General features: G+C 74.4%; 21 protein-coding genes and 2 tRNA genes. 15 read left to right on the forward strand and 8 right to left on the reverse strand.

The window, feature by feature from the left end; all coding sequences use genetic code 11:
* The first annotated feature begins 5 nt into the window (after positions 1–5).
* Both WCD58_RS20455 and WCD58_RS20460 read left to right on the forward strand, forming a co-directional pair.
* Positions 6–815, forward strand: a complete 810-nt coding sequence (locus WCD58_RS20455; protein WP_337704914.1) for a DUF2127 domain-containing protein — start codon at positions 6–8, stop codon at positions 813–815.
* Positions 816–867: 52 nt separating this feature from the next.
* Complete coding sequence (locus WCD58_RS20460; protein WP_337704915.1) at positions 868–1,746, forward strand: DUF1206 domain-containing protein; 879 nt, start codon at positions 868–870, stop codon at positions 1,744–1,746.
* Here WCD58_RS20460 and WCD58_RS20465 read toward each other — a convergent pair.
* A complete protein-coding gene (locus WCD58_RS20465; RefSeq protein WP_337704916.1) occupies positions 1,728–3,122 on the reverse strand; it encodes an MFS transporter in 1,395 nt (464 codons plus the stop codon). The genes WCD58_RS20460 and WCD58_RS20465 overlap by 19 nt on opposite strands.
* 153 nt (positions 3,123–3,275) lie before the next feature.
* On the opposite strand from WCD58_RS20465, the gene WCD58_RS20470 reads away from it, so the two are divergent.
* From WCD58_RS20470 to WCD58_RS20485, 4 genes are read left to right on the forward strand one after another with little or no spacing between them, the layout of a single operon-like run.
* Positions 3,276–4,151 (forward strand): YhjD/YihY/BrkB family envelope integrity protein, encoded by an 876-nt coding sequence (locus WCD58_RS20470; protein WP_337704917.1) that lies wholly within the window; start codon positions 3,276–3,278, stop codon positions 4,149–4,151.
* The gene (locus WCD58_RS20475) at positions 4,148–4,987 is read left to right on the forward strand and encodes a carotenoid biosynthesis protein (protein WP_337704918.1); all 840 of its coding nucleotides are present in this window, start codon (positions 4,148–4,150) and stop codon (positions 4,985–4,987) included. Before WCD58_RS20470 ends, WCD58_RS20475 begins: the two co-directional genes overlap by 4 nt.
* A complete protein-coding gene (locus tag WCD58_RS20480) occupies positions 4,984–6,075 on the forward strand; it encodes a glycosyltransferase family 2 protein (RefSeq protein ID WP_337704919.1) in 1,092 nt (363 codons plus the stop codon). The genes WCD58_RS20475 and WCD58_RS20480 overlap by 4 nt, the downstream gene beginning before the upstream one ends.
* Positions 6,072–7,562 (forward strand): phytoene desaturase family protein, encoded by a 1,491-nt coding sequence (locus WCD58_RS20485; RefSeq protein WP_337704920.1) that lies wholly within the window; start codon positions 6,072–6,074, stop codon positions 7,560–7,562. Before WCD58_RS20480 ends, WCD58_RS20485 begins: the two co-directional genes overlap by 4 nt.
* 24 nt (positions 7,563–7,586) lie before the next feature.
* On the opposite strand, the gene WCD58_RS20490 is transcribed toward WCD58_RS20485, so the two are convergent.
* Positions 7,587–8,207, reverse strand: a complete 621-nt coding sequence (locus tag WCD58_RS20490) for a CDP-alcohol phosphatidyltransferase family protein (protein WP_337704921.1) — start codon at positions 8,205–8,207, stop codon at positions 7,587–7,589.
* Entirely contained in the window at positions 8,204–9,196 is a 993-nt protein-coding gene (gene ligD, locus WCD58_RS20495; RefSeq protein WP_337704922.1) for a non-homologous end-joining DNA ligase, read from the reverse strand. Before ligD ends, WCD58_RS20490 begins: the two co-directional genes overlap by 4 nt.
* A gap of 31 nt (positions 9,197–9,227) precedes the next feature.
* On the opposite strand from ligD, the gene WCD58_RS20500 reads away from it, so the two are divergent.
* From WCD58_RS20500 to orn, 6 genes are read left to right on the forward strand one after another with little or no spacing between them, the layout of a single operon-like run.
* Entirely contained in the window at positions 9,228–9,416 is a 189-nt protein-coding gene (locus tag WCD58_RS20500) for a hypothetical protein (RefSeq protein WP_337704923.1), read from the forward strand.
* Between the two features lie 46 nt (positions 9,417–9,462).
* The gene (locus WCD58_RS20505; RefSeq protein WP_337704924.1) at positions 9,463–11,499 is read left to right on the forward strand and encodes an SDR family oxidoreductase; all 2,037 of its coding nucleotides are present in this window, start codon (positions 9,463–9,465) and stop codon (positions 11,497–11,499) included.
* Positions 11,496–13,121, forward strand: coding sequence for an AMP-binding protein (locus WCD58_RS20510; protein ID WP_337704925.1), 1,626 nt, complete (start codon positions 11,496–11,498; stop codon positions 13,119–13,121). Before WCD58_RS20505 ends, WCD58_RS20510 begins: the two co-directional genes overlap by 4 nt.
* A gap of 19 nt (positions 13,122–13,140) precedes the next feature.
* Positions 13,141–13,647, forward strand: a complete 507-nt coding sequence (locus WCD58_RS20515) for a PH domain-containing protein (RefSeq protein ID WP_337704926.1) — start codon at positions 13,141–13,143, stop codon at positions 13,645–13,647.
* A complete protein-coding gene (locus tag WCD58_RS20520; RefSeq protein WP_337704927.1) occupies positions 13,644–15,113 on the forward strand; it encodes a PH domain-containing protein in 1,470 nt (489 codons plus the stop codon). Before WCD58_RS20515 ends, WCD58_RS20520 begins: the two co-directional genes overlap by 4 nt.
* 10 nt (positions 15,114–15,123) lie before the next feature.
* Positions 15,124–15,798 carry an oligoribonuclease gene (orn, locus tag WCD58_RS20525; RefSeq protein WP_337704928.1) on the forward strand — a complete coding sequence of 225 codons (675 nt, stop codon included), beginning with the start codon at positions 15,124–15,126 and terminating at the stop codon, positions 15,796–15,798.
* Positions 15,799–15,911: 113 nt separating this feature from the next.
* Here the strand turns inward: orn and WCD58_RS20530 are convergent, their stop codons facing one another.
* The 3 genes from WCD58_RS20530 to WCD58_RS20540 are packed head-to-tail and all read right to left on the reverse strand — an operon-like array spanning position 15,912 to position 18,515.
* Positions 15,912–16,820 carry an HAD family hydrolase gene (locus WCD58_RS20530; RefSeq protein WP_337704929.1) on the reverse strand — a complete coding sequence of 303 codons (909 nt, stop codon included), beginning with the start codon at positions 16,818–16,820 and terminating at the stop codon, positions 15,912–15,914.
* A gap of 2 nt (positions 16,821–16,822) precedes the next feature.
* Positions 16,823–17,029 carry a hypothetical protein gene (locus WCD58_RS20535; RefSeq protein WP_337704930.1) on the reverse strand — a complete coding sequence of 69 codons (207 nt, stop codon included), beginning with the start codon at positions 17,027–17,029 and terminating at the stop codon, positions 16,823–16,825.
* Between the two features lie 52 nt (positions 17,030–17,081).
* Positions 17,082–18,515, reverse strand: coding sequence for a DUF1254 domain-containing protein (locus WCD58_RS20540; RefSeq protein ID WP_337704931.1), 1,434 nt, complete (start codon positions 18,513–18,515; stop codon positions 17,082–17,084).
* Between the two features lie 139 nt (positions 18,516–18,654).
* On the opposite strand from WCD58_RS20540, the gene WCD58_RS20545 reads away from it, so the two are divergent.
* Positions 18,655–18,727: transfer RNA gene (locus WCD58_RS20545), tRNA-His, on the forward strand.
* Between the two features lie 63 nt (positions 18,728–18,790).
* Positions 18,791–18,863 (forward strand) — tRNA-Lys (locus WCD58_RS20550).
* Between the two features lie 323 nt (positions 18,864–19,186).
* On the opposite strand, the gene WCD58_RS20555 is transcribed toward WCD58_RS20550, so the two are convergent.
* Entirely contained in the window at positions 19,187–19,945 is a 759-nt protein-coding gene (locus WCD58_RS20555; RefSeq protein WP_337704932.1) for a GAF domain-containing protein, read from the reverse strand.
* A gap of 367 nt (positions 19,946–20,312) precedes the next feature.
* Here WCD58_RS20555 and WCD58_RS20560 point away from each other — a divergent pair, with 367 nt between their 5' ends.
* Positions 20,313–21,074, forward strand: a complete 762-nt coding sequence (locus WCD58_RS20560; protein ID WP_337704933.1) for a GAF and ANTAR domain-containing protein — start codon at positions 20,313–20,315, stop codon at positions 21,072–21,074.
* Positions 21,075–21,251: 177 nt separating this feature from the next.
* On the opposite strand, the gene WCD58_RS20565 is transcribed toward WCD58_RS20560, so the two are convergent.
* Positions 21,252–21,428 carry a hypothetical protein gene (locus tag WCD58_RS20565; RefSeq protein ID WP_337704934.1) on the reverse strand — a complete coding sequence of 59 codons (177 nt, stop codon included), beginning with the start codon at positions 21,426–21,428 and terminating at the stop codon, positions 21,252–21,254.
* Between the last annotated feature and the right edge of the window lie 269 nt (positions 21,429–21,697).

The following is a 21,697-nucleotide window of genomic DNA, read 5'->3' on the forward strand; positions in this document are numbered from 1 at the left end:
CCCGCGTGAGGCTGCGCTACGAGCTCCTGGGCTGCTCGCTGCACGGGCACGCGCTCGTCGGCACCGACGCGGCCACGGTGCGTGCCCAGGACGCGCAGCTCGTCCGCCAGGACCACGAGGGGCAGCGCTGGTACCGGTGCCTGCGCTGCGACGCGTGGGAGCCCGGCCCGACGCCGGACCACCCCACCCGCGGCACCGTCCCGGCGCCCGACGAGATCGAGGTGCCGCTGCGCGGGCGCCCGCTGCGCGACCGCTTCGTGCTGCGCCTCATCGCCCTCGACCGCGCGGTGCACGTCGTCGGCCTCACCCTGCTCGGCACCGCCGTGCTGCTGTTCGCCGCCTACCGCGCGGCGTGGGGACCGGTCGCCGGGCAGATCGTCGCGGTGCTGCAGGGCGCGGTCGGCGGGCCGGTGGGGCACGGCGGGCCGACGCTGCTCGTCGAGGTCGAGCGGGCCTTCGACGTCCCCGAGTCCACGCTCTACTGGCTCGCCGCCGGCCTGCTCGCCTACGCCGCGCTCGAGACCGTCGAGGCCGTCGGTCTCTGGTACGCCCGCCGCTGGGCCGAGTACCTGACCTTCGTCGCCACCACCGTGCTGCTCGTGCCGGAGGTCTGGGAGATCAGCCACGGGCCGACGCCGACGAAGATCGTCGCGCTGGTGGTCAACCTCGCCGTCGTCGCCTACCTGCTCGTCGCGAAGCGCCTGTTCGGGCTGCGCGGCGGCGGGCGCGCCGAGGCCGCCGAGCGGGCGCACGACACCGGCTGGCCGGCGGTCGAGCGCACGAGCCCGGGCGGCGCCCCGCTCACGGCCGGCTGACATCACGCCGCGTCACCCTGCTGCGCTCGCCCACAAGGAGTAAGCAGGGGGTGTGTGGCTGCTGCCGGGGACCGCTCCGGCCCGGGACGAGGGGACCCGCGGCCTCCCCGGCGCCCCCGACCCCGACTGGCACCGCGACGAGCACGACGCCCCCGGTCACTGGTCGGAGGTGCTCGGCCGCCTCGGCCTCGGCGCGTACGGCGTCGTGCACCTGCTGCTGGGCTGGCTCGCCGTCGCCATCGCGATGTCGGGCGAGCGCTCGCCGGTCGACCAGCGCGGCGCCGTCGCGATCGTCGCCCACGGCGGCCTCGTCGGCCGGTTCCTGCTCGCGCTGGCGACGGTGTGCCTGGTGACCTTCGCGGTCTGGCAGCTGCGCGCCTGCGCGGTCGGGTTCCGCTGGGTCGAGGAACGCGGCCTGCGCTGGCGCAAGCGCATCGGGGCGTTCGCGAAGGCCCTCGGGGTCGGCGGCGTCGCCTACTTCGCCGTGCGCGTCACCGTGTCGCCCACCGACAACGCCTCCGAGCTGCAGGTCGTCGCGCACGAGACCTTCGCCCTGCCCTACGGGCGGCTGCTCGTGCTCCTCGCCGCGGTGGTCGTCCTCGTCACCGCGGTCTCCACCGCGTTCACCGGCGTCGCCGCGACCTTCCTCGGCGACCTCGTCCCCGAGAAGCTCACCCCCGGTCTGCGCCTCGCCGCCCGCTGGCTCGGCGGGGTCGGCAACCTCACCCGCGCGGTCGTCTTCGGCGCCGTCGGCGTGCTCGCGCTCGAGGCCGTCGCCGACGACGACCCGGGCGAGGTCGGAGGCCTCGACGTCGCGCTGCGCGCGCTCGCCGACCACACCCTCGGCACCGTCGTCCTGGTCGTCGCCGGCGTCGGCTTCGCCGCGTACGGCCTGTACTGCCTGGTCGACGCCTACGCGCGGCACCCCTGAGGCGCCGGCGCGACCACCGGCCGGGGACCCGGCACGCACGCCCCGGCCACCGCCCCGGCCGCGACGATCGCCGTGCACACCCAGATCGCCGGCACGAACCCGGCGACGAAGTCGGCCGGGCCCGCGTACCCGCCGTGGGGCGCGAACACCGCGACCAGCACCGCGAGCCCGAGGACGCCGCCGAGCTCGCGCAGCGTGCTGTTGACGCCGGCGGCCTTGCCGACGTCGTCGGGGCCGAGCCCGCCGAGCACGGCGTTCGCCGCGGCCGGCATGGCCAGCGAGCCGCCGATGCTGGCGACGACGAACCCGGGCACGAGCTCGCCGTACGACAGCCCCGGCGCCGCGACCGCCACCCACGCCGTCCCCGCCGCCGTCAGCGCCAGCCCGCCGGCGAGCGGGATCCGGTTGCCGATCCGGTCGGCCAGCATCCCGCCGAGCGGCCCCAGCACGACCAGCGACGACGTCCACGCCATCAGCCCGAGCCCGGTCTGCAGCGGCGAGAACCCCAGGCCGACCGCGAGGAGCTGGCTGAAGAAGAACAGCCCGCCGAACACGGAGACGAACAGGGCGGCGGTGGCGAGGTTGCCGGCGACGAACCCCGGTGCGCGCACGAGGCGTCCGGGCAGCAGCGGCGTCCGCGCCCGCCGCTGGCGTCCCACGAACGCGAGGGCGAGCGCCGCCGAGATGGCGAACGACCCGAGCACCTCGACCGACGCCCACCCGGCGACGTTCCCCCGCGACAGCGCCCACACGACGCCGAGCGCGGCGCCCGCGAGCAGGACGACGCCGGGGGTGTCCAGGGTGGTGTCGCCGCCGCGCGACTCCGGGACGACCGCGAGTGCCAGCGGCACGACGACCAGGCCGATCGGCACGTTCAGCCAGAACACGAACTCCCAGCCGACGAGGTCGGTGACGACGCCGCCGAGCCCGGGCCCGGCGAGCACCGCGAGCCCGGTGACGCCCTCGAGGATCCCGAGCGCCCGGCCGCGCTGCGCGGGCGGGTAGGCGGCGGCGACCAGCGTCAGCGCGAGCGACGTGACCGCCGCGGCGCCGACGCCCTGCACGGCGCGGGCGACGACGAGCGTCCCGACGTCCGGGGCGAGCGCGCACCCCGCCGACGCGACCGTGAAGATCACCAGGCCGACGACGAAGCCCCGCCGGCGCCCGAAGCGGTCGCCGAGCGCGGCGGCCGGCACGAGCAGCACGGCGAGGGTGAGGTTGTAGGCGTTGACCGTCCACTCCAGCGACTCGACGCCCGCGCCGAGGTCGTGGCGGATGGTGGTCAGGGCGGTGGACACGACCAGCGTGTCCAGCGCGCCCATCAGCGAGGTCACCGACGCGAGCAGGAGCACGGCGGTGCGCTGTCGCGGGCTCATGAGGCCTCCCGACGACGTGGCGGGGCCTCTCCCCGCCCTCACCCGGTACGACTCGGTACGAGCGCAGGATTCATCGGTCCCTCCCCGATATCGTCGTTCGTGTGAGGTCGGCGTGACCGGTTGTGCGGCACCGAGGGCGGGTACGCCCGGCCGGTGCCTCACCGCCTGTCGACCCGCGCACCGGTCGAGATCGCCCGGGACGTGGCGTCGACCCTGCGCGGGCGCGACCTCGCCGCGGTCGCGGCCGGCCTGACCTATTTCGCCGGGCTCGGGGTCGTCCCCTGGCTGCTGCTCGCCGTGTGGGGTGCGGCGCTGATCAGCTCCCCGGCCACCGTCGCGGCGCACCTCGCCGACCTGCGCCTGCTCGTCCCGCCGGAGATGGGCGCGCGCCCGGTGTGGGACGCCCTCGTGCGCGCCGGGCTCGGCCTCGGCGCGTGGGGCGCGCTGATCACGGTCCTGCCCGCGACCTTCTACGGCGAGGGCCTGCGCCGCGCCTGCCTGCGCCTCTCCCCGCGCGACGACCGCTTCACCGGCTGGCGCGCCCGCCTCGCCCTGCTGCCGCTCGTGCTCGCTGTCCCGGTGCTCGCGCTCGGGGTGTTCACGAGCGCCCCGCTGCTGGGCGACCTCGCCCGCACCGGCGGCGTCGGCGGCACGCTCGGGTGGATCGTCGTCGCCTTCCACGTCTCGTTCGTCGCGCTCGGCGTCGTCATCACCTGGGGGTTCCGGGTGGTCGCGCCGGGCGGGCCGTCGTGGCGGGCGACGCTGCTCGGGGCGTTCGGGACCGCCGCGGTGCTCGCCGGCTTCCTGCAGGGCTTCCTGCTGTTCCTCGCCCTGCCGATCGACCTGGGCATCCCGTTCGGCGGGCTCGACGTGGTCGGCGCGACGGTCGCGGTGGCGCTGTGGCTGTTCGTGCTGCACGTCCTGCTGCTGGTCGGGTGGGCGGCGACGGACGCGCTCGACCGCCGCCGGCGCACGCCGTCGGCACCCGCCGCTTCGCCGGCGCCCGTCCTCGCGGGAGCCGGGCGATGACCGCCCTCGCCCCCGCCCGCTCCTACTTCGCCGCGCTCCCCCGCCCGCAGCTCGTCCCGTGGGTGCTCGGCGCCGGCGCCGTGGGCGTCCAGATCGCGTTTCCGCTGACCGGCGGCGGGACCCCGACGCTGACCGTCGTCTCGGTCGTGCTCTTCGCGCTGGCGTCGGTGAGCCACGCGCTGCTCACCCGCGGGCCCGGCGCGGCCGCCGGGCTGGTCGTCGTCGCCGGGGGCGGCGGGCTGGTGATCGAGGCCGTCGGGCTCGCGACGGGCCTGCCGTTCGGGGAGTACCGCTACACCGACGCGCTCGGGTTCTCGCTGCTCGGCGTGCCGCTGGTGGTGCCGGCGGCCTGGACGATGATGTCCTACCCCGCGCTGGTCGCCGGGCGGCGGCTCGCGGCCGCGCTCGGTCGCGGGCGCGGCGCCACGACCGTCCTCGGCGCGTGGGCGCTGGCCAGCTGGGACGTCTTCCTCGACCCGCAGATGGTCGACGCGGGCAACTGGTACTGGCTCGACCCGACGCCCGCGCTGCCCGGCGTGCCCGGCATCCCGGTCTCGAACTTCGCCGGGTGGCTGCTCGTCGCGCTGGTCATGGTCGCCCTGCTCGACCGCGTCATGCCGACCCGGCCGGCCACCGACGACCACCTGCCCCTGACCCTGTGGCTCTGGACGTTCCTGTCCTCGACGATGGCCGCCGCGGTGTTCTTCGGACGCCCGACGGTCGCGCTCGTCGGCGGGGTGCTCATGGGCCTGGTCGGCGTGCCGCTGATCGTCGTCCTGCGCCGCCACGGCAGCCGGCCCGTCCCCCGCCCGGCGCCGGACCGGGTCGCGGCGTGAGGGCACCGGTCCTCATCGGCTCGGCCCTCGCGCTGGCCTCGCTCGCCCTGACCGTCGACAACCTGCGCCGCCTGCGGACCCCGGACCCCGCCGCCGCCCCGCCGCGCGAGCGGGTCGCCGTGCTCGTGCCCGCCCGCGACGAGGAGGACCAGATCGGCGGCTGCGTGCGCGCGCTGCGCGACGCCGTCGCCGGCTGGCCCGTGCCGGCCGAGATCCTGGTGCTCGACGACGGGTCCACCGACGCGACGGCCGCGCGGGCCCGCGCCGCCGGGGTGCGCGTCCTCGACGGCACCGGGCCGCCGCCGGGGTGGCTCGCCAAGCCGTGGGCGTGCGCGCAGCTCGCCGCGGCCACCGACGCGGACGTGCTCGTCTTCGTCGACGCCGACGTCCGCATCGCGCCGCACGGGCTCGCCGCCACCGCCGACCTGCTGCGCCGCAGCGGCCTCGACCTCGTCAGCCCGCACCCGCGCCAGGTCGCCGTCACCGCCGCGGAGCGGCTGGTGCAGCCGCTGCTGGCGTGGTCGTGGCTCGCGACGCTGCCGCTCGGGGTGGCCGAACGCTCGCCGCGGCCCACGCTCACCGCGGCGAACGGGCAACTGCTGGCGGTCGACGCCCGGGCCTACCGGGCCGCCGGCGGCCATCCCTGCGACGCGGTGCTCGACGACCTCGCGCTGCTGCGTTCCCTGAAGCGTCACGGCTTCCGGGGTGTCGTCGCCGACGGCACCGGCGTCGCCTCCTGTCGCATGTACGCGGGGGCGTCCGAGCTGCGCGCGGGCTACACGAAGTCGCTGTGGGCGGCGTTCGGGACCCGCCCGCGCGCGGCGGCGGTGATCGGGCTGCTCGGTCTCGTGTTCGTGGTGCCCGCGGTGGCGGCGCTGGGCGGCTCTCCCGTCGGGCTCGCGGGCTACCTCGCGGGCGTGGCGAGCCGGGTGCTCGCGGCGCGGCGCACCGGCGCGCGGCCGCTGGACGGCGTCGCGCACCCGGTCTCGGTGCTGGCGCTGGCGGCGCTGACCGCCGACTCCTGGCGGGCCCGCCGCGCCGGCACGCTGCGCTGGCGCGGCCGGCCGGTGACGCCGGTCGCGGCGTGACCACGACCGTCGTCGTCGGCGCGGGCCTCGGCGGGCTCGCCGCCGCCGCGCGGCTCGCGGCCGCCGGGCACGACGTCACCGTGCTGGAGCAGGCCGAGCGGGTCGGCGGCAAGCTCGGGACGGTCGAGGTCGGCGGATTCCGCTTCGACATCGGTCCGTCGCTGGTGACCATGCCGCCGGTGCTGGAGCGCCTGTTCGCCGACACCGGCGCACCGCTGCGCGACGTGCTCGACCTGCAGCGGCTCGACGTCGCGGCGCGGTACCGGTTCGGGGACGGGACCGTGCTGGACCTGCCCGGCTCGCGGCCCGACATCCCGGACGCGCTCGACGACGCCCTGGGCGCCGGGGCGGGCGAGCAGTGGGCGGGGTTCCTCGACCACGCCGAGCGCGTCTGGCACGCCACCCACGAGCACTTCCTGGAGTCGCCGGTCTCACCCGCCGGGCTCGCGCGCCTGTCGCTGCGCGTGCGCGACCTCCTGGCCGTCGCGCCGTGGCGGAGCCTGCGCGGGGTCGGCGCGCGGTACCTGCGCGACGAGCGCCTCGGCATGCTGCTCGACCGCTACGCCACCTATTCGGGCTCCGACCCGCGGCGCGCGCCGGCCGCGCTCGCGGTGGTGCCGTACGTCGAGCAGGAGTTCGGCTCCTGGTACGTGCCCGGCGGGCTACGGCGGCTGGCGGAGGTCCTCGCGCAGCGGTGCCGGGCGCTCGGGGTGGCGATCCGGACGGGCGCGCGGGTGGCGTCGGTCGAGGTGCACGGGGACCGGGTCCGCGGGGTGCGGCTGACGGGTGGCGAGCGGATCGGCGCCGACGTCGTCGTCGCCAACGCCGACGCGGCCACCGTCTACGGGCCCGGCGGCATGCTCCCCCACCGCGCGTCGGCCCGGCGCCTGGCGCGCACGACGCCGTCGTCGTCGGGGTTCGTGCTGCTGCTCGGGCTGGCGGGGCGGGAACCCGCTGGTTCCGCGGGGCCGCACCACCGCGTGCTCTTCCCCCCGTCGCGGGCGGCGTACGACGCGGAGTTCGACGCGTACCGGCAGGGCACGCCGGCGGCGGCGCCGGCGGTGTACGTGCACGCGCCCGACGACCCGGCGCTGCGCCCGGACGACGACAGCGAGACGTGGTTCGTGCTGGTCACCGCCCCGCGCCACGAGCCGGGGCGCGGGGTCGACTGGGACGCGCCGGGGCTGGCGCAGCGGTACGCCGACCGCATCCTCGCGCTCATGGCGGAGCGCGGCGTGGACGTGCGCGACCGGATCCGCGAGTACGTCGTCCGCACACCGGCGGACCTGGAGCGCGAGACGCTCTCGCCCGGCGGGTCGATCTACGGCACGTCGTCGGACGGCCCGCTCGCGGCGTTCCTGCGCCCCGCCAACCGCTCCCCGGTGGACGGTCTCTACCTCGTCGGCGGCTCCGCCCACCCCGGCGGCGGCCTCCCCCTCGTCACCCTCTCCGCCGAGATCACCGCCCGCCTCCTCACACGTGCGTGATCTTCTGAACCATAGCTCAGAAGATCACGCACGTAGGCGGCGGAACACCGTCACGAGCACCTGGACGAAGCCGACGACCGCCAGCACGGCGGCGACCACCACCGCGATCGTCGCCACCGGCAGCGCCGGGCTCACGACGACGCCGACCAGGCCCAGCGCCGTCACGATCACGCGCGACGGCCGCTCCCACACGCTGACCACGCCCACGTCGGGCAGGCGCGCCGACGCGCGTACCGACTCCTGGAGCAGGGTCAGCGTCCCCACCCCGACCGCGAGCCACCCCGGCGCGCCCGCGAGCACCAGCGCCACGAGGAACGCCACGTCGCCGACCCGGTCGACGAGCGGGTCGAGCACCCTGCCCCACGCCGTCACCGTGTCGGTGAGCACCGCGACGGCCCCGTCCAGCCCGTCGAGCAGCGCGCACAGCACGGCGAACACCGCCCCGACCAGCGGGAGCCCGGCCAGCACCCACAGCGGCACCGCGAGCCCGCAGAGGCCCGACAGCGCCGTCAGCACCCACGGCGGCACCCGCCGGCGCGCGAGCGGACCCACGAGCACGTAGACCACCCGCAGCCACCCCAGCACCAGCCCCGACGGCTCGATGCCGCCGTGCGCCGCCGACCAGCGCGCGAGGAACGTGTTCACTGCTCCCGCACGACGTCGGCGGGGTCCTTGTCGATGCGCAGGCCCTGGTAGCGCGGGTGGCGCAGGCGACCGTCGGTCGTCCACTCCCCGAAGCCGACCGCGCACACGAGCTCCGGGCGCACCCAGTGCTGCCCCTTCTCCCGCACGGCGTCGACGAACGGGCTCTCGTCGGCCGCGAGGCCGTCGAGGCGGTCGCGCAGCATCGTCAGCGTCGCCGCGTCGTAGCCCGTGCCGACCTTGCCGGCGTAGCGCAGCTCCCCGCCGGCCCAGTACCCGACGAGCAGCGCCCCGAGCCCGCGCCGCGAGCCGGACGGGTCGGTCCAGCCGCCGATGACGAACTCCTGGTCGCGGACGCACTTGAGCTTGAGCCAGTCGCGGCTGCGCCCGCCGACGACGTACGGGGCGTCGCTGCGCTTGGCGATCAGCCCCTCCCAGCCGTCGCGGCACGCCTCGTCCAGGAGCGCCGACGGGTCCCCCTCGAGCGCGGGGCTGCGGTACAGCGGCGCGTCGAACGACACCACCGCGTCGAGGATCCGGTGCCGCGTCGACTGCGGCAGCCGCGTCACGTCGATCTCGTCGAGCACGAGGATGTCGAACAGGTGCGCCTCGATCTCGACGCCCGTGCGGCGCGCGCGGTTCGGATCCTGCAGGTGCATGCGCGCCTGCAGGCTCGAGAACGTCCCGTCGACGGCGGTGATCTCGCCGTCCAGGACGAACCGGTCGGGGCCCTGGTCGGCGAGCGCCTCGACGATCTCCGGGTAGCTCCCGTCCATCGACTTCTGGTTGCGCGACCACAGCCGCGGCGCCTTGCCCTGCTCACGCGTGGCGATGACGCGGACGCCGTCGAGCTTGCGCTCGAACACCCACCCCGCTCCCGGCGGGTGCTCCTTCGACAGCGTCGCCAGCATCGGCGCGCGGAACCCGAGGCCGTCGGCCTGGCGCAGCGCGCGCTGCTGGTCGGCGGGGAGGTCCCACACGTCGTCCGGCACCCCGCCTTCCTACCCCCTACCGTCGTGCGGCATGAGCGAGCAGCGCCACGAGGCCGCGGACATCGAGCAGCGCTACGTCGCGGAGTACAACGACGAGGAGGCGCTGGTCGAGGGTCTCGACCCGGCGAAGCCCGGCGAGCAGAAGACCACCGAGCAGGTGAAGGCCGCGGGCGACGACGTGGAGGAGCAGGTCGACGAGATGGCGGATCCCGAGAGGTGACCCGCCGGTAGGCGCCTTCCCGTGGCCTGTGCCACGATCCTGCGCCATGCGGTATCTGGTGACCGGCGGTACCGGGTTCCTGGGTCGGATGGTGCTGACGAGGCTCCTGGCGCGCGACGACTGCGAGGCGGTCTACGCGCTGGTGCGCGCGGGCTCCCGTGATCGGCTGCTGCGTCGCCTCGCCGACACCCCGGGGCACGAGAAGGTCGTGCCCGTCGTCGGCGACCTCACCGCGCCCCGGCTCGGCCTGCACGACGCGGAGATCGACGGGCTGCGGGGCCGCGTCGACCACGTCCTGCACCTCGGCGCCGTCTACGACATCACCGCCGACGACGACACCAACCGCACCGCGAACGTCGACGGCACGCGCGGGGTCGTGGAGCTGGCGAGCCGCATCGACGCGGAGCACCTCCACCACGTCTCCTCGGTCGCCGTCGCCGGCGAGTACGAGGGCACGTTCACCGAGGACGACCTCGACGTCGGGCAGCGCTTCGGCAACCCGTACCACCGCACCAAGTACGAGGCCGAGCGCATCGTCCGCGAGGAATCGACCACCCCGTGGCGGGTGTACCGGCCCGCCGTGGTCGTCGGCGACTCGCAGACCGGCGAGATGGACAAGGTCGACGGCCCGTACTACCTGCTGACCGCGATCTCGCTGCTCGGACGCCTTGCCCCGAACAATTGGCTGGGCGCGCTGCGCCTCGCCATCCCCGAGCTCGGCGCCACCAACGTCGTCCCGGTCGACTTCGTCGCCGACGCGATGGTGCACCTCGTCCACGAGCCCGGCCTCGACGGACGCGCGTTCCACCTCGTGCACCCGCGCCCGCAGCCGCTCTCCGAGGTCTACAACGCGCTGGCCCGCGCGCTGGGCGCCCCGCAGGTGCTCGCGACGATGCCGGACGCGGTCGGCGGGCTGCTCAAGAAGGCCACCCGGGCGGCCGGGACGGTCCCGGCGCTCGCCGCCACCCGCGACATCGCCCTCGCCGAGCTCGACATCCCGCCCGAGGTGCTCCCCCACCTCACGTTCCCGACGCGCTTCACCGCGGAGAAGACGGAACAGGCACTCGCCGGGTCCGGTCTGAAGAGCCCCGAGATCGAGGACTACGCGCCCGCCCTCGTCGCGTGGTGGCGCGAGCACCTCGACCCGAACCGCCACCGCCGTCCCCGCGAGGGCGGCGCGCTGCAGGGCCGCCGGGTCGTCATCACCGGCGCGTCGTCGGGGATCGGGCGCGAGACGGCCCTGAAGGTCGCGCGGGCCGGCGGGGTGCCGCTGCTCGTGGCCCGCCGCACCGAGGAGCTCGAGCAGGTCAAGGACCAGATCGAGCGCGACGGCGGCCAGGCCTGGGTGTACTCGTGCGACATCACCGACGCCGAGTCGGTGGACGCGCTGGTCAAGGCCATGCTGGGCGACCACTCCGGGCCGGACACCGGCATCGACATGCTCGTCAACAACGCCGGGCGCTCGATCCGCCGCGGCGTGCGCCTCGAGCTCGAGCGCTTCCACGACTTCGAGCGCACCATGTCGATCAATTACTTCGGCGCCGTGCGGCTGACGCTCGCGCTGCTGCCGCACATGCTCGAGCGCCGGTTCGGCCACGTCGTCAACATCTCGTCGATCGGCGTCCAGACCGGCCCGCCCCGCTTCTCCGCCTACGTCGCGAGCAAGGCCGCGCTCGACGCCTGGACCTCGATCGTCGCCACCGAGACGCTCGGCGAGGGCGTCACGTTCACGACCGTCCACATGCCCCTCGTGCGCACGCCGATGATCGCCCCGACGCGCATCTACGACGCCTTCCCCACCGACTCCCCCGAGGAGGCGGCGGACAAGGTGCTGCACGCGCTGATCGATCGTCCGAAGCACGTCGGGACGCTGCTGGGCACGCTCGGCGCGGTCGCCGGCGCGCTGACGCCGCAGATCAAGGACGGCGTCATGCACATCGCGTACCGCGTGTTCCCGGAGTCAGCGGCGGCCCGTGAGGGTAGTGCTCCGGACAGCCACGACGACGCGCGCACGCTCGACACGGGCCCGCTCTCGCGTGGCGCCCAGGCCATGGCCCGACTTCTCCCTGGAGTGCACTGGTGAAGACCCCGTTCGGCACCCCCACCGAGCTCGCGACCGGGCTGCGGCTGCTGACCGGAGCCGGGGTCATCACCCCGGTCGCGCCGCACCGGGCGGCGCTGTTCCCGACGGCGCTCTACCGCTACGGCTTCACGCCGACCACCGCCTACGTCGTCTCGCGCTGGCGCCACCCCGACCGCGTCGCGATCATCGACGACCGCGGCACGGTGACGTTCCGCGAGATCCACGAGCGCACCGACCGGCTCGCGCGCGCCCTCGCCGACCGCCGTGTCGGCCCCGGCAGCCGCGTCGCGGTGCTGTGCCGCAACCACCGCGGCCCGATCGAGACGATCCTCGCGGTGAGCAAGCTCGGCGCCGACGTCGTCCTGCTCAACACCGGGCTCTCGCCGGCCCAGATGAAGGCCGTCGCGCAGGAGCAGGGGATCTCGACGGTCGTCGTCGACTCCGACCTCGCCGACCGCCTCGACGAGGTTCCCGCCGACGTCAAGCGCGTCTACGGCTGGACCGAGGGCACCGGCTGCTGGGGCGACGACACCCTCGAGGGCCTCATCAGCGCAGACGGCTCGCAGGCCCTGCCCACCAAGCCCCCGATCGGCAAGACGATCGTGCTGACCTCGGGCACCACCGGCACGCCCAAGGGCGCCGAGCGGCCCTCGATCGGCGGGATCGGGCCGGTCAACGCGATCCTCTCCCGCATCCCGCTGACCGCCCGCGAGCCCGCGCTGGTGTCCGCGCCGCTGTTCCACACGTGGGGCTTCGCGGCGTTCCAGATCGGCTCGCTGATGGGCTCGACGCTCGTGCTGCGACGCAAGTTCGACCCCGAGGACGCGCTCGCCCAGATCGCCCAGCACCGCTGCACGTCGATGTTCGCGGTCCCGGTGATGCTGCAGCGCATCCTCGAGCTCGACGAGGAGGTCATCGCCCGCTACGACGTCTCCGCGCTGCGCACCGTCACGGCCACCGGCTCGGCGATGCCGCCCGCGAAGGTCACCGAGTTCCTCGAGACCTTCGGCGAGAAGCTCTACATGCTCTACGGCTCCACCGAGGTCTCGTGGGCCTCGATCGCCAAGCCCGAGGAGCTGCGCAGCGAGCCCGGCACCGCGGGCCGCCCGCCCGCCGGCACCGTCGTGAAGATCCTCGGCGACGACGACCGCGAGGTCGCCGCCGACGAGACCGGACGCATCTTCGTCGGCAACGAGATGCTCTTCACCGGTTACACCGGCGGCCGCGGCGAGACCGAGCTCGTCGACGGGATGCTCGGCACCGGCGACCTCGGGCACTTCGACCGCGCCGGCCTGCTGTTCATCTCCGGCCGCGCCGACGACATGATCGTCTCGGGCGGCGAGAACATCCACGCCGGCGAGGTCGAGGGCCTGCTCGCCGACATGGACGGGGTCAAGGAGGCCGCGGTCGTCGGCGTCGACGACGAGGAGTACGGCCAGCGCCTCGCCGCCTACCTCGTGCTCGAGCCGGGTGCGTCGGTCGACGCCGACAGCGTGCGCGACCACGTGAAGAACAACCTCGCCCGCTTCGCCTCGCCGCGCGACGTCGAGTTCCTCGACGAGCTGCCGCGCAACAACACCGGGAAGATCCTCAAGAAGGAGCTCGGCTCCTCGGCGTCGTGATGTTGGGCAGACTGGTCCGGTGACGACGCCGGGAACGGGCGAACCCCGCCTGCGCACGCCGGCGCATCGCGTGAGCCCGCGCGCGAAGCACTGGTGGGCGCTGCGCTCGGCGCTCGGCACGCTCGTGGCGCTCGTCCCCCAGGTCGCGGTCGCCGGGTTCTTCCCGGACTTCGCGCAGCTGATGCTGGTCACCGGTGTGCTGACGGTCGTCGTCGGCGTCGCCCACCTGGTCGTGGTGCCGCGGATGCGCTTCGCGCTGCACCGGTGGGAGATCACCGACGACGCCGTCCACACGCTGACCGGCTGGCTGCGCCTGGAGTGGCGGATCGCCCCGATCTCGCGCGTCCAGACCGTCGACACCGACCGCGGGCCGCTGCAGCGCGCGTTCGGGCTGTCGTCGGTGACGGTGACGACGGCGTCCTCGTCGGGCGCCCTGACGATCGACGGGCTGGCGGCCGACGACGCCGTGGCCCTCGCCGACCGGCTCACCCGCGCCACCGAGCACCTCGGTGGGGACGCGACGTGAGCACCGCCGCCGGCGACTGGCTGCGCCTCGACCGCCGCATGCTCGTCGTCCACCCCGTGGTCGACCTGGCCAAGCTGGTGCCGGTGCTGCTGGTCATCGCGATCACCGGCGGGTCGGCCGACGACCGGTGGCGGCTCTGGGGCGGGCTCGCGCTCGCCGCGGCGGTGCTGGCGTTCGGGGTCTCGCGCTGGTTCACGACGAGCTACCGCATCGGCGACGACCGCGTCGAGCTGCGCACCGGCCTGCTCCGCCGCCACCACCACTCGGTGCACCGCGACCGCATCCGCACCGCCGACCTCACCGCCAACCCGGCGCACCGCCTCTTCGGGCTCGCGGTGGTGCGGGTGGGCACCGGCCGCCGCGAGGGCGGCGACGACGCCGAGCTGACCCTCGACGCCGTCGACCGCGCCGAGGCCGAACGCCTGCGCGCGCTGCTGCTCGGCGAGGCCCTGCCCGGTGCGCCCGCGGCCCCCGTGCTGGCGCGTCTGCGCTGGTCCTGGGTGCGTTTCGCGCCGCTGACGTTCTCGGCGCTCGCCGTCGTCGGCGCGGTGTGGTTCGGGCTGCTGCGCCTGGCCGAGGAGTTCTCGCTGCGCCCGGGCCGGCAGGTGTTCGAGGAGACCGCGGGCCGCGCCCCGATCTGGCTCGGCGCCGCGGCGCTGGTCGTCACCGCCGTCCTCGGGGCGGCCGTGGTGTTCGTCGAGGGCTGGTGGGGCTACCGCCTCACGCGGGCCGGCGACGGCGGGCTCGTGGTGCGGCGCGGCCTGCTCACCCGCCGGACGCTCTCGCTGGAGGGTCGGCGCGTGCGCGGCGTCGAGGTCGACGAGCCGCTGCTGCTGCGCCTGGGGCGCGGTGCGCGCCCGCTCGCCCTGACCACCGGCCTGCACTCCGACGGCTCCGGCGAGCACGTCGGCGCGGTCGGCCCCGCCATGCCCCGCCGCGAGGCCCACCGGGTGGCCGCGGGCGTGCTGGGGGTCGGCGAGGACGACGCCACGCGCACCCCACTCGTGCGCCACCCGCGGGCCGCGGTCCGGCGTCGCGTCACCCGCGCGCTCGGCCCGGCGCTCGTCGTCGCCGTTGTGCTGCTCGCGCTGCCCCAGGCGCCGGCCGACGGCGTCGTCGTGCCCCTGCTGCTCATCGGGGCCGCGCTGCTCGCGCTCGACCGCGTCCGCTCGCTGGGTCACGCGCTCACCGCGGCGCACCTCGTCTCCCGGCAGGGCGCGTGGACGCGCCGGACGGTGGTGCTGCGCCGCGGCGGGGTGATCGGCTGGCGGATCGAGCAGACGCTCATGCAGCGCCGCGCGGGGCTGGTGACGCTGCACGCGGTCACCGCCGCCGGTCGCGGGCGCTACGAGGTGCTCGACGTCGACGTCGCCCGTGCGCTCGCGCTGGTCGACGACGTCACCCCGGGGCTGCTGGCGCCGTTCGTGATCGACGGCCGAGGGGCCCGATCGGTGGTGCGCCGTTAAGGTCGGGTCCGTGAGTGCCCGGCTGGTGTGGATCGACTGCGAGATGACCGGCCTCGATCTGCGGAACGACGCGCTGATCGAGATCGCCGCCCTGGTGACCGACGCGGACCTCGTCCCGTTCGGCGAGGGGGTGGACGTCGTCATCCACGCGTCCGACGAGTCCCTCGACAACATGCCGGACGTCGTGCGCGACATGCACGCCAAGTCGGGCCTGACCGACGAGGTGCGCCGCTCGACGGTGACGATGGCCGAGGCCGAGAAGCTGGTGCTCGACTACATCCGCGAGCACGTTCCCGAGGGCCGCTCGGCCCCGCTGTGCGGCAACTCGATCGCCACCGACCGCGGCTTCATCGCCCGCGACATGCCCGAGCTCGACGGCTACCTGCACTACCGCATGGTCGACGTCAGCTCGATCAAGGAGCTGTGCCGGCGCTGGTACCCGCGCATCTACTACGCGCAGCCCGAGAAGGGCCTGGCGCACCGCGCGCTCGCCGACGTCCGCGAGTCGATCCGCGAGCTCGAGTACTACCGGCGCACGGCGTTCGTGCCGATGCCGGGCCCGAGCTCCGAGGAGGCGCAGGCCGCGGCGTCGTCGGTGGTCGCCGACGACCGCGCGGGCGTCGTCGCCGCCGAGGCCACCGAGAAGGGCCCCGCCGGCGGTCAGGCGCCCCCGCCCGGGGCCTGACCGCGCAGCACGCACCGGAAGCCGATGTGGCTCATGCCCGTGTCGGCGGGCTGGGGCCGGCGGGCCGCGGGCGGTAGCGCGCGCAGTACCCGTCGGCCGCGCGCCGCCGCAGATCAGTCACGGAAGACGCACTCCCAGTCGTCCCGCATGCTGACGACCGTCCAGCCGTCCGCCGCCGCGCGCGCCAGCAGGTCCTCCGCTCCCCCGCTGTCGTCGACCTCCCGCGCGGCGTCGTCGTGGCGCACGACCAGCCGCAGCGCCCGGTGGTCGCCGCCCGCGAACTCCAGCATCGGCAGGTCGCCGTTGGCGTTGCCGATCGCGACCACCGGGCGCCGCCCGATGCGGCTCCAGATGCGCACGGGCTTCTCGGGGCCGTCGTCGAAGACGTCCATCTCGGCGCGGTAGTGCAGCGTGCCGTCGCGGTAGTCGAGCCCGAGCGCACTGCCGATCACCCGCTCCGGCGGCACCCCGTACATCTCGCCGGCGACCGGGCGCATGAAGTCCCGGTCGCCGCCCGAGGCGATGTAGACGGTGTAGCCGTTCGCGCCGAGGCAGCCGAGCAGCTCCACCATCGGCGCGAACCCGCAGTCGCGGTAGCGCCGGTGCAGCACGGGGTGGTCGGCGTGGGCGAAGAACTCGCGCACCATGAGGTGGTACTCGTCGACCGGGATGGCGTCGAACGCGCGGGTCACGGCCGCCTTGAGCAGTCCGAGGTCGGCGTCGTCGCCCCGGTAGTGCTTGACCATCGCCGCGCCGAACCACGCCGTGTCGTGCTCGTAGGCCGCGCGGTAGGGCTGCTTCTCGCGCAGCCCGGGGTCGCCCTGGGCGAGCGCGGCGAGGCGGCGGACCGTGAAGTCGAGCTGGATCGGCATCGGCTTCTCGCACCACAGCGTGCCGTCGTTGTCGCTGACGGCGACGCGCTCCTCGGGCGGGATCCAGTCCGGCGACGCGGGGTCGGTGGTCCGCCGGACGAAGTCCTCGATCGCGCGCCGCGCCGGCCCGTCGCGCCAGGAGTCGAGCACCGTCAGCCCTTGACGGGGGACATGTGGACGATCGTGAAGCCGGCCGGCTCCCGGCGCGGCGGGAACTCCTCGAACGTCCCCAGGAACCGGGTGACGATCCCGCCGCCGTAGAGCGCGATGACGTCGTGGTCGAGGAACCAGGCCCAGGGGGTGTTCGAGGTGGCGTCGGCGCGCTCGAACGGGTCCGTGTTCGGCTGTCCGCCCGGCATGGCTCCCCCTCGGTCCGCGTGGTCCGTGCGGCCACTCTCCCCGTCGCGAGCGTCAGGACGCCTCATGCGTGCCGGATGAGATGGGTTCGATCTCGCCGGGCTGCCAGCTGCCGTCGAACCACGGCTCGAGCGGGCCGTAGAGCCGCAGGATCGTGAACCAGGACTTGCCGGGGACGGTCTGCACCCAGTTCGCCTCCCGGCCCTCGGGGGCGGTCGGACCGAACCAGACGTCGGCGCCGCCGTCCCCGTTGACGGTGACGGCCTCGTCGAGGCTCATCACCGAGGGGAAGGGGTCGTCCGTCTCGAGCAGCGAGCGGGTCTGGGTGTCGTAGACGTCGACGGACCAGAAGTTCTTCGCGGGGATGCCGGCGGGCAGGTGCAGGCGGTAGTGGCGGGCGCCGTCGAGCCACGCGCCGGCGGCGTCCTTCGCGGTGTAGCAGTAGGCCGACCCGGCGCCGACCTGGGCCGCCGCCATCGCCGGTGTGATCACGGTGGCGGCGTAGTGGAACTGGGCGCGGGCGTCGAGCAGGCGGGCGTGGTCGCGGAGGAACTCGTAGCTGCCGCTCGGGAAGACCGCGAGCCAGTTGCTGCCCGGGTACAGGTACGCGGCCGGGTCGCGTGGCGCGTAGGTCAGGGCGCGGCACGCGGCGGCCGCGAGCCGCGCGCCCTGCTCGAGGATGCGGCGCATCCGCGCGTCGGGCGCGAACGGCCGGCCGTGGACGATGCCGATGGACGCGCACTGCCCGGTCCGCTCCGGGTCGAGCGCTTCCGGCGGCTCCTCCTGGACGAGCGTGTCGATCTCCTCGAAGAACGTCCCGTCGTTGGCGTGGACGGTGTTGAAGTGCCGCGACGCCATGTCGACGTAGGTCATGGCGGGCGGGTCGTCGGCCGCGGCCAGGGGGTAGACGCGCGTCGTCCGGATGTCGTCGACACCGCCGAGGGCGCGCACGATCAGCCAGTTGGTGATCGTGGGCGTCCGGAGCGCCACGTACCCCTCGGGCTCGGGACCGTCGAAGCCGGGCGGCAGCAGGACGTACCTCCCGCCCGCGCCGCGGTCCGGGCCGGCGATGCCGAGGTCGGCGACGTAGCGGAACCAGAAGTCATCGACGACGCACAGCGAGTTCGGCGGGTTCTCCACCACGAGCGGGCCGTCGCGCAGGTCCAGGAACATCGAGCCGTACGTCGTCTCGGTGTTCGGGGTGAGGAAGAACGACCCCGAGTTGGCCCGCGGGGCGGTGAAGCCGAGCACCGTGTTCCCGTCGACGCCGACGCTGCGGAACCCCCGCCGCATCGCCACGAGCGACGCGCCCGGGATGGTGTTGAGGTAGACCTCGATCGCCCGGTTGAGGTCGAGCATGTCGTAGATCGTCGCGATCGAGTCGTCGGTCGGGACGCCGTCGAAGAACCGCAGCTCGCCGAACGGGGACGGCACGTGGTCCGGCACCGCGATCGTGGCCCGGGCCTGCTCGAGATCGTGGTCGGCCATCCGGCCACCGTCGCGGCCCCGACCGCCGGACGCCTCACACAGCGCGGGTGAGACGGACCCGGGGCTCCCGGTCGCAACCGGCTCGTGCCCGGCTTGTAGGCTTGTCGACGGCTCGCCGGGAGACCGGGGGGTTGCCATGGTGGGTGTAGCTCAGTTGGCAGAGCACTGGGTTGTGATCCCAGGTGTCGCGGGTTCAAGTCCCGTCACTCACCCGGACGGCAGAGGGGCGACCCGCTGTCGGATCGGTCCCGAAGCTTTGCTAGGGTTCTGATCACGCGCCGTTAGCTCAATGGGCAGAGCAAGTGACTCTTAATCACTGGGTTCGGGGTTCGAGTCCCTGACGGCGCACTTTTCCTGCTGGTCACAGCTCTACGGAGCGATCTTCCGACATGGCTCCCTCTACTTTCGGGCACGCTTACTGTTGAAATCAGCGTGACTGAAGATCGTCTCGTCCAGCGCAGTGAGACTGTGCAGATGATCATTGCGGGGCCCGGGGACGCAGCGCAGCGCACGCGATCGCCCCCTACAAGGACCTGTCCGAAGCGCCATGTGCTCGGTCATCGACACCGTCGCCCGCCGCAGTGCCCACCTGGCCCGCCTGCTCGCCGACAACCCCTACCCACCGCCCACGGCGCAGTGACTGGCACGTCCCGTTCTGGTGGTGCTCCCGATCAGCCCACCTGGTCGAGACGCAACCGGTGGGCCAGGACGTCCGAGGCCACGTCGACGAGCAGCCGGCTCTCGACGAACGCGTGCCCGCGCAGGCGGTCGAACGCGGCATCCGTCGACACGTGGAGCTGCTCGGCGACCATCCCGGCGGCCATGTGGACCTCCTCGTGTCTCATCACCTGAACGCCGAGCCGTCCCGCCGCGGCCTCACGCTGGACACGGGCCGCGGCGCCGGCAGGGTCCTGGAGGCCCAGCAGCACCAGCGCCGCGGTCTGGGCCAGCTCACTGCCGGCGGCGAGGGCCTCGGGGTCGAGGGTGGTCGGAGTGATCCGGTAGGTGCTCAGAGAGCCGATGCGCAGTGACCCGAAGCTCAGCGGGAACACGAAGACCGCTCGCGCGGGGGAGCGTGCGACGACCCGGGAGGCGTAGACCGGCCATCGCGCGGCGGCGTCGGCGTCCAGGTCGGGCAGCAGGACGGGCACGCCGAGGTCGAACGCCTCGAAGCAGGGTCCCTCCCCCAGGCTGTACTGCAGCTCCTCGAGCTCGGCGGCGGTGTCATCGCTCGCGCAGAGCGTCTCGCGGTGACGTGTGCCGCTGATGGTCGAGATCGCGGTGCCGTCGACGAGCAACGCATCCGCGGTCGACCGGCAGACAATGCGCACCGCCTCGATGGGATCGGGTCCGCGCAGGGCGAGCGCCACGGCGTCGCGCATGCTCGCCAGGTCGGTCGGCGTGCCCCTCCGCCCGGCGTCGTCGGTCATCGCTCTCGCCCCTCGACACGGTCGTGGCGGAGCCCGGCGCGAGAGCCGGCCGAGTCGAGCGGTGGGGTGGTGATGATCGACTCCAGCCGGAAGAGAACGAGGAAGGGACCGAGGGCGGTGGAGCGTCAACCCGATTGCGAGCTGGTACCCCACGAGGCCGGTGCGCACGCTTTCCCTTCCTCCACGTCGGCACCGGCGAGGTGGCGAGGTGGCGGTCGACGCCCGGGATCCTCGGGACGACGTTCGACCAGGCGGCGTAGCCCAGGTTCCGGGACCGCCGGTCGGCCGCTGCCCCGCGTCCCGTGGCGACGTCCCCTGGGGATGGGCACGGTGTCGGGCTATCCGCTGAGCGGGTAAACCTCTTCGCATGTCGTCCACACAGGAGCGCGACGAGCGCGAACACGTCAGCCAGGAGAGCGACGAGCGCGTCGGCGCCGACCTGGCGCGCACCCTCGAGGACGCCGCCCGCGCGCTGCTCGAACGCGGCGAGGAGGAGGGCGTCGAGCACACCCTCGGGCTGGTGGTGCGCGGGGCGGTCCAGACAGTCCCGCACGTCGAACAGGCCGGCATCTCGCTGGTCGAGCGCGGCGGCCGGGTGCAGTCCTACGTCCCCAGCAGCCAGGTCGTCCGCGAGCTCGACGAGCTGCAGAACGAACTCGGCGAAGGCCCTTGCCTGGACTCCATCTGGTACGAGCAGCGCACTCTCGTCGACGACATGGACCAGGCCCACGACCGCTGGCCCCGGTACGCCCCGGCGGCCCTCGAGCGCGATGTCGGGTCGTTGATGTCGTTCCAACTGTTCACCGAGCGCGGCAGCGCCGGTGCCCTCAACCTCTACGCCGCCCGGCCGCACGTGTTCGACGAGAGCACCGCCGACGCCGGGCGGCTCTTCGCCGCCCAGGCCGCGCTCGTGCTGCACGGCGCCCAGCACGTCCAGGGCCTGCACCTCGCGCTGGACAATCGCGACGTCATCGGGCAGGCCAAGGGGATCCTGATGGAACGTTTCGGCATCGGCCAGCAACAGGCGTTCTCGATGCTCGTCGAGTCCTCCCAGCACACCAACATGAAGCTGGTCAAGGTGGCCGAGTGGCTCACCGGCGAGCACGAGAAGAAGAGCGGCACCTCCTGAGCGTCGACCTCGGCCCGCAGCTTGGCCGGGTGCCTTCCACCGAGTGCCCGTGTCCTGAGGTGCACGACCGGTTGGGCGCGACCTATACTCCCTGCACGCCGCCGCCGTGACTCTCCCCGGCGCAGCGCCACCAGGCTGGAGTCGTCGAATCGCCGGCGATGAGGCATCAGCGTCTCGTCACCTCAGCGAGGTCCGATGGACAGCTCTGCCCGAATCGTGACGATGTGGGTCAGTCGTCACGCAGCACACCTGACGATCGACGGCACCAACGACGGAGACCTGGTCGAACGGCTCGACCGTGTTCTCGACAAGCTCCTCGGCGCCGGCGCGCACCACCTCGTGGTCGACCTCCACCGCATGAACGGTCCGGACGCCGACGTGCTCGAACTGCTCGCCACGGCGTGCCAGCGTCTGTGGGCCCGCCGGGGGACCATGGAGGCACGCGGGATGCGGCGCCGCCTCGTCTCACGGCCGGAGCTCCAGGCCTTCCCGGAGGCGCTGCGCCACCTGCACGGGGGGCACCGGCACACCCGTCGACGGACGATGCGCGGCTCGCGGGCCGGAGCGGGCACCGCCCGCGCCGACCCCGTCCACACCGCTGGAGTCCTTCCGGCTGTCCGCGA

It is taken from the genome of Actinomycetospora flava, from assembly GCF_037400335.1.
Classification (GTDB): Bacteria; Actinomycetota; Actinomycetes; order Mycobacteriales; family Pseudonocardiaceae; genus Actinomycetospora; species Actinomycetospora flava.

What these genes read in the sequence shown, in the direction of transcription:
- WCD58_RS20465 (WP_337704916.1), bottom strand. Translation starts at nt 3,122, where the DNA reads ATGAGCCCGCGACAGCGCACCGCCGTGCTCCTGCTCGCGTCGGTGACC.
- WCD58_RS20475 (WP_337704918.1), top strand. Translation starts at nt 4,148, where the DNA reads ATGACCGCCCTCGCCCCCGCCCGCTCCTACTTCGCCGCGCTCCCCCGC.
- WCD58_RS20500 (WP_337704923.1), top strand. Translation starts at nt 9,228, where the DNA reads ATGAGCGAGCAGCGCCACGAGGCCGCGGACATCGAGCAGCGCTACGTC.
- WCD58_RS20505 (WP_337704924.1), top strand. Translation starts at nt 9,463, where the DNA reads ATGCGGTATCTGGTGACCGGCGGTACCGGGTTCCTGGGTCGGATGGTG.
- WCD58_RS20535 (WP_337704930.1), bottom strand. Translation starts at nt 17,029, where the DNA reads ATGCCGGGCGGACAGCCGAACACGGACCCGTTCGAGCGCGCCGACGCC.
- WCD58_RS20540 (WP_337704931.1), bottom strand. Translation starts at nt 18,515, where the DNA reads ATGGCCGACCACGATCTCGAGCAGGCCCGGGCCACGATCGCGGTGCCG.
- WCD58_RS20555 (WP_337704932.1), bottom strand. Translation starts at nt 19,945, where the DNA reads ATGACCGACGACGCCGGGCGGAGGGGCACGCCGACCGACCTGGCGAGC.
- WCD58_RS20560 (WP_337704933.1), top strand. Translation starts at nt 20,313, where the DNA reads ATGTCGTCCACACAGGAGCGCGACGAGCGCGAACACGTCAGCCAGGAG.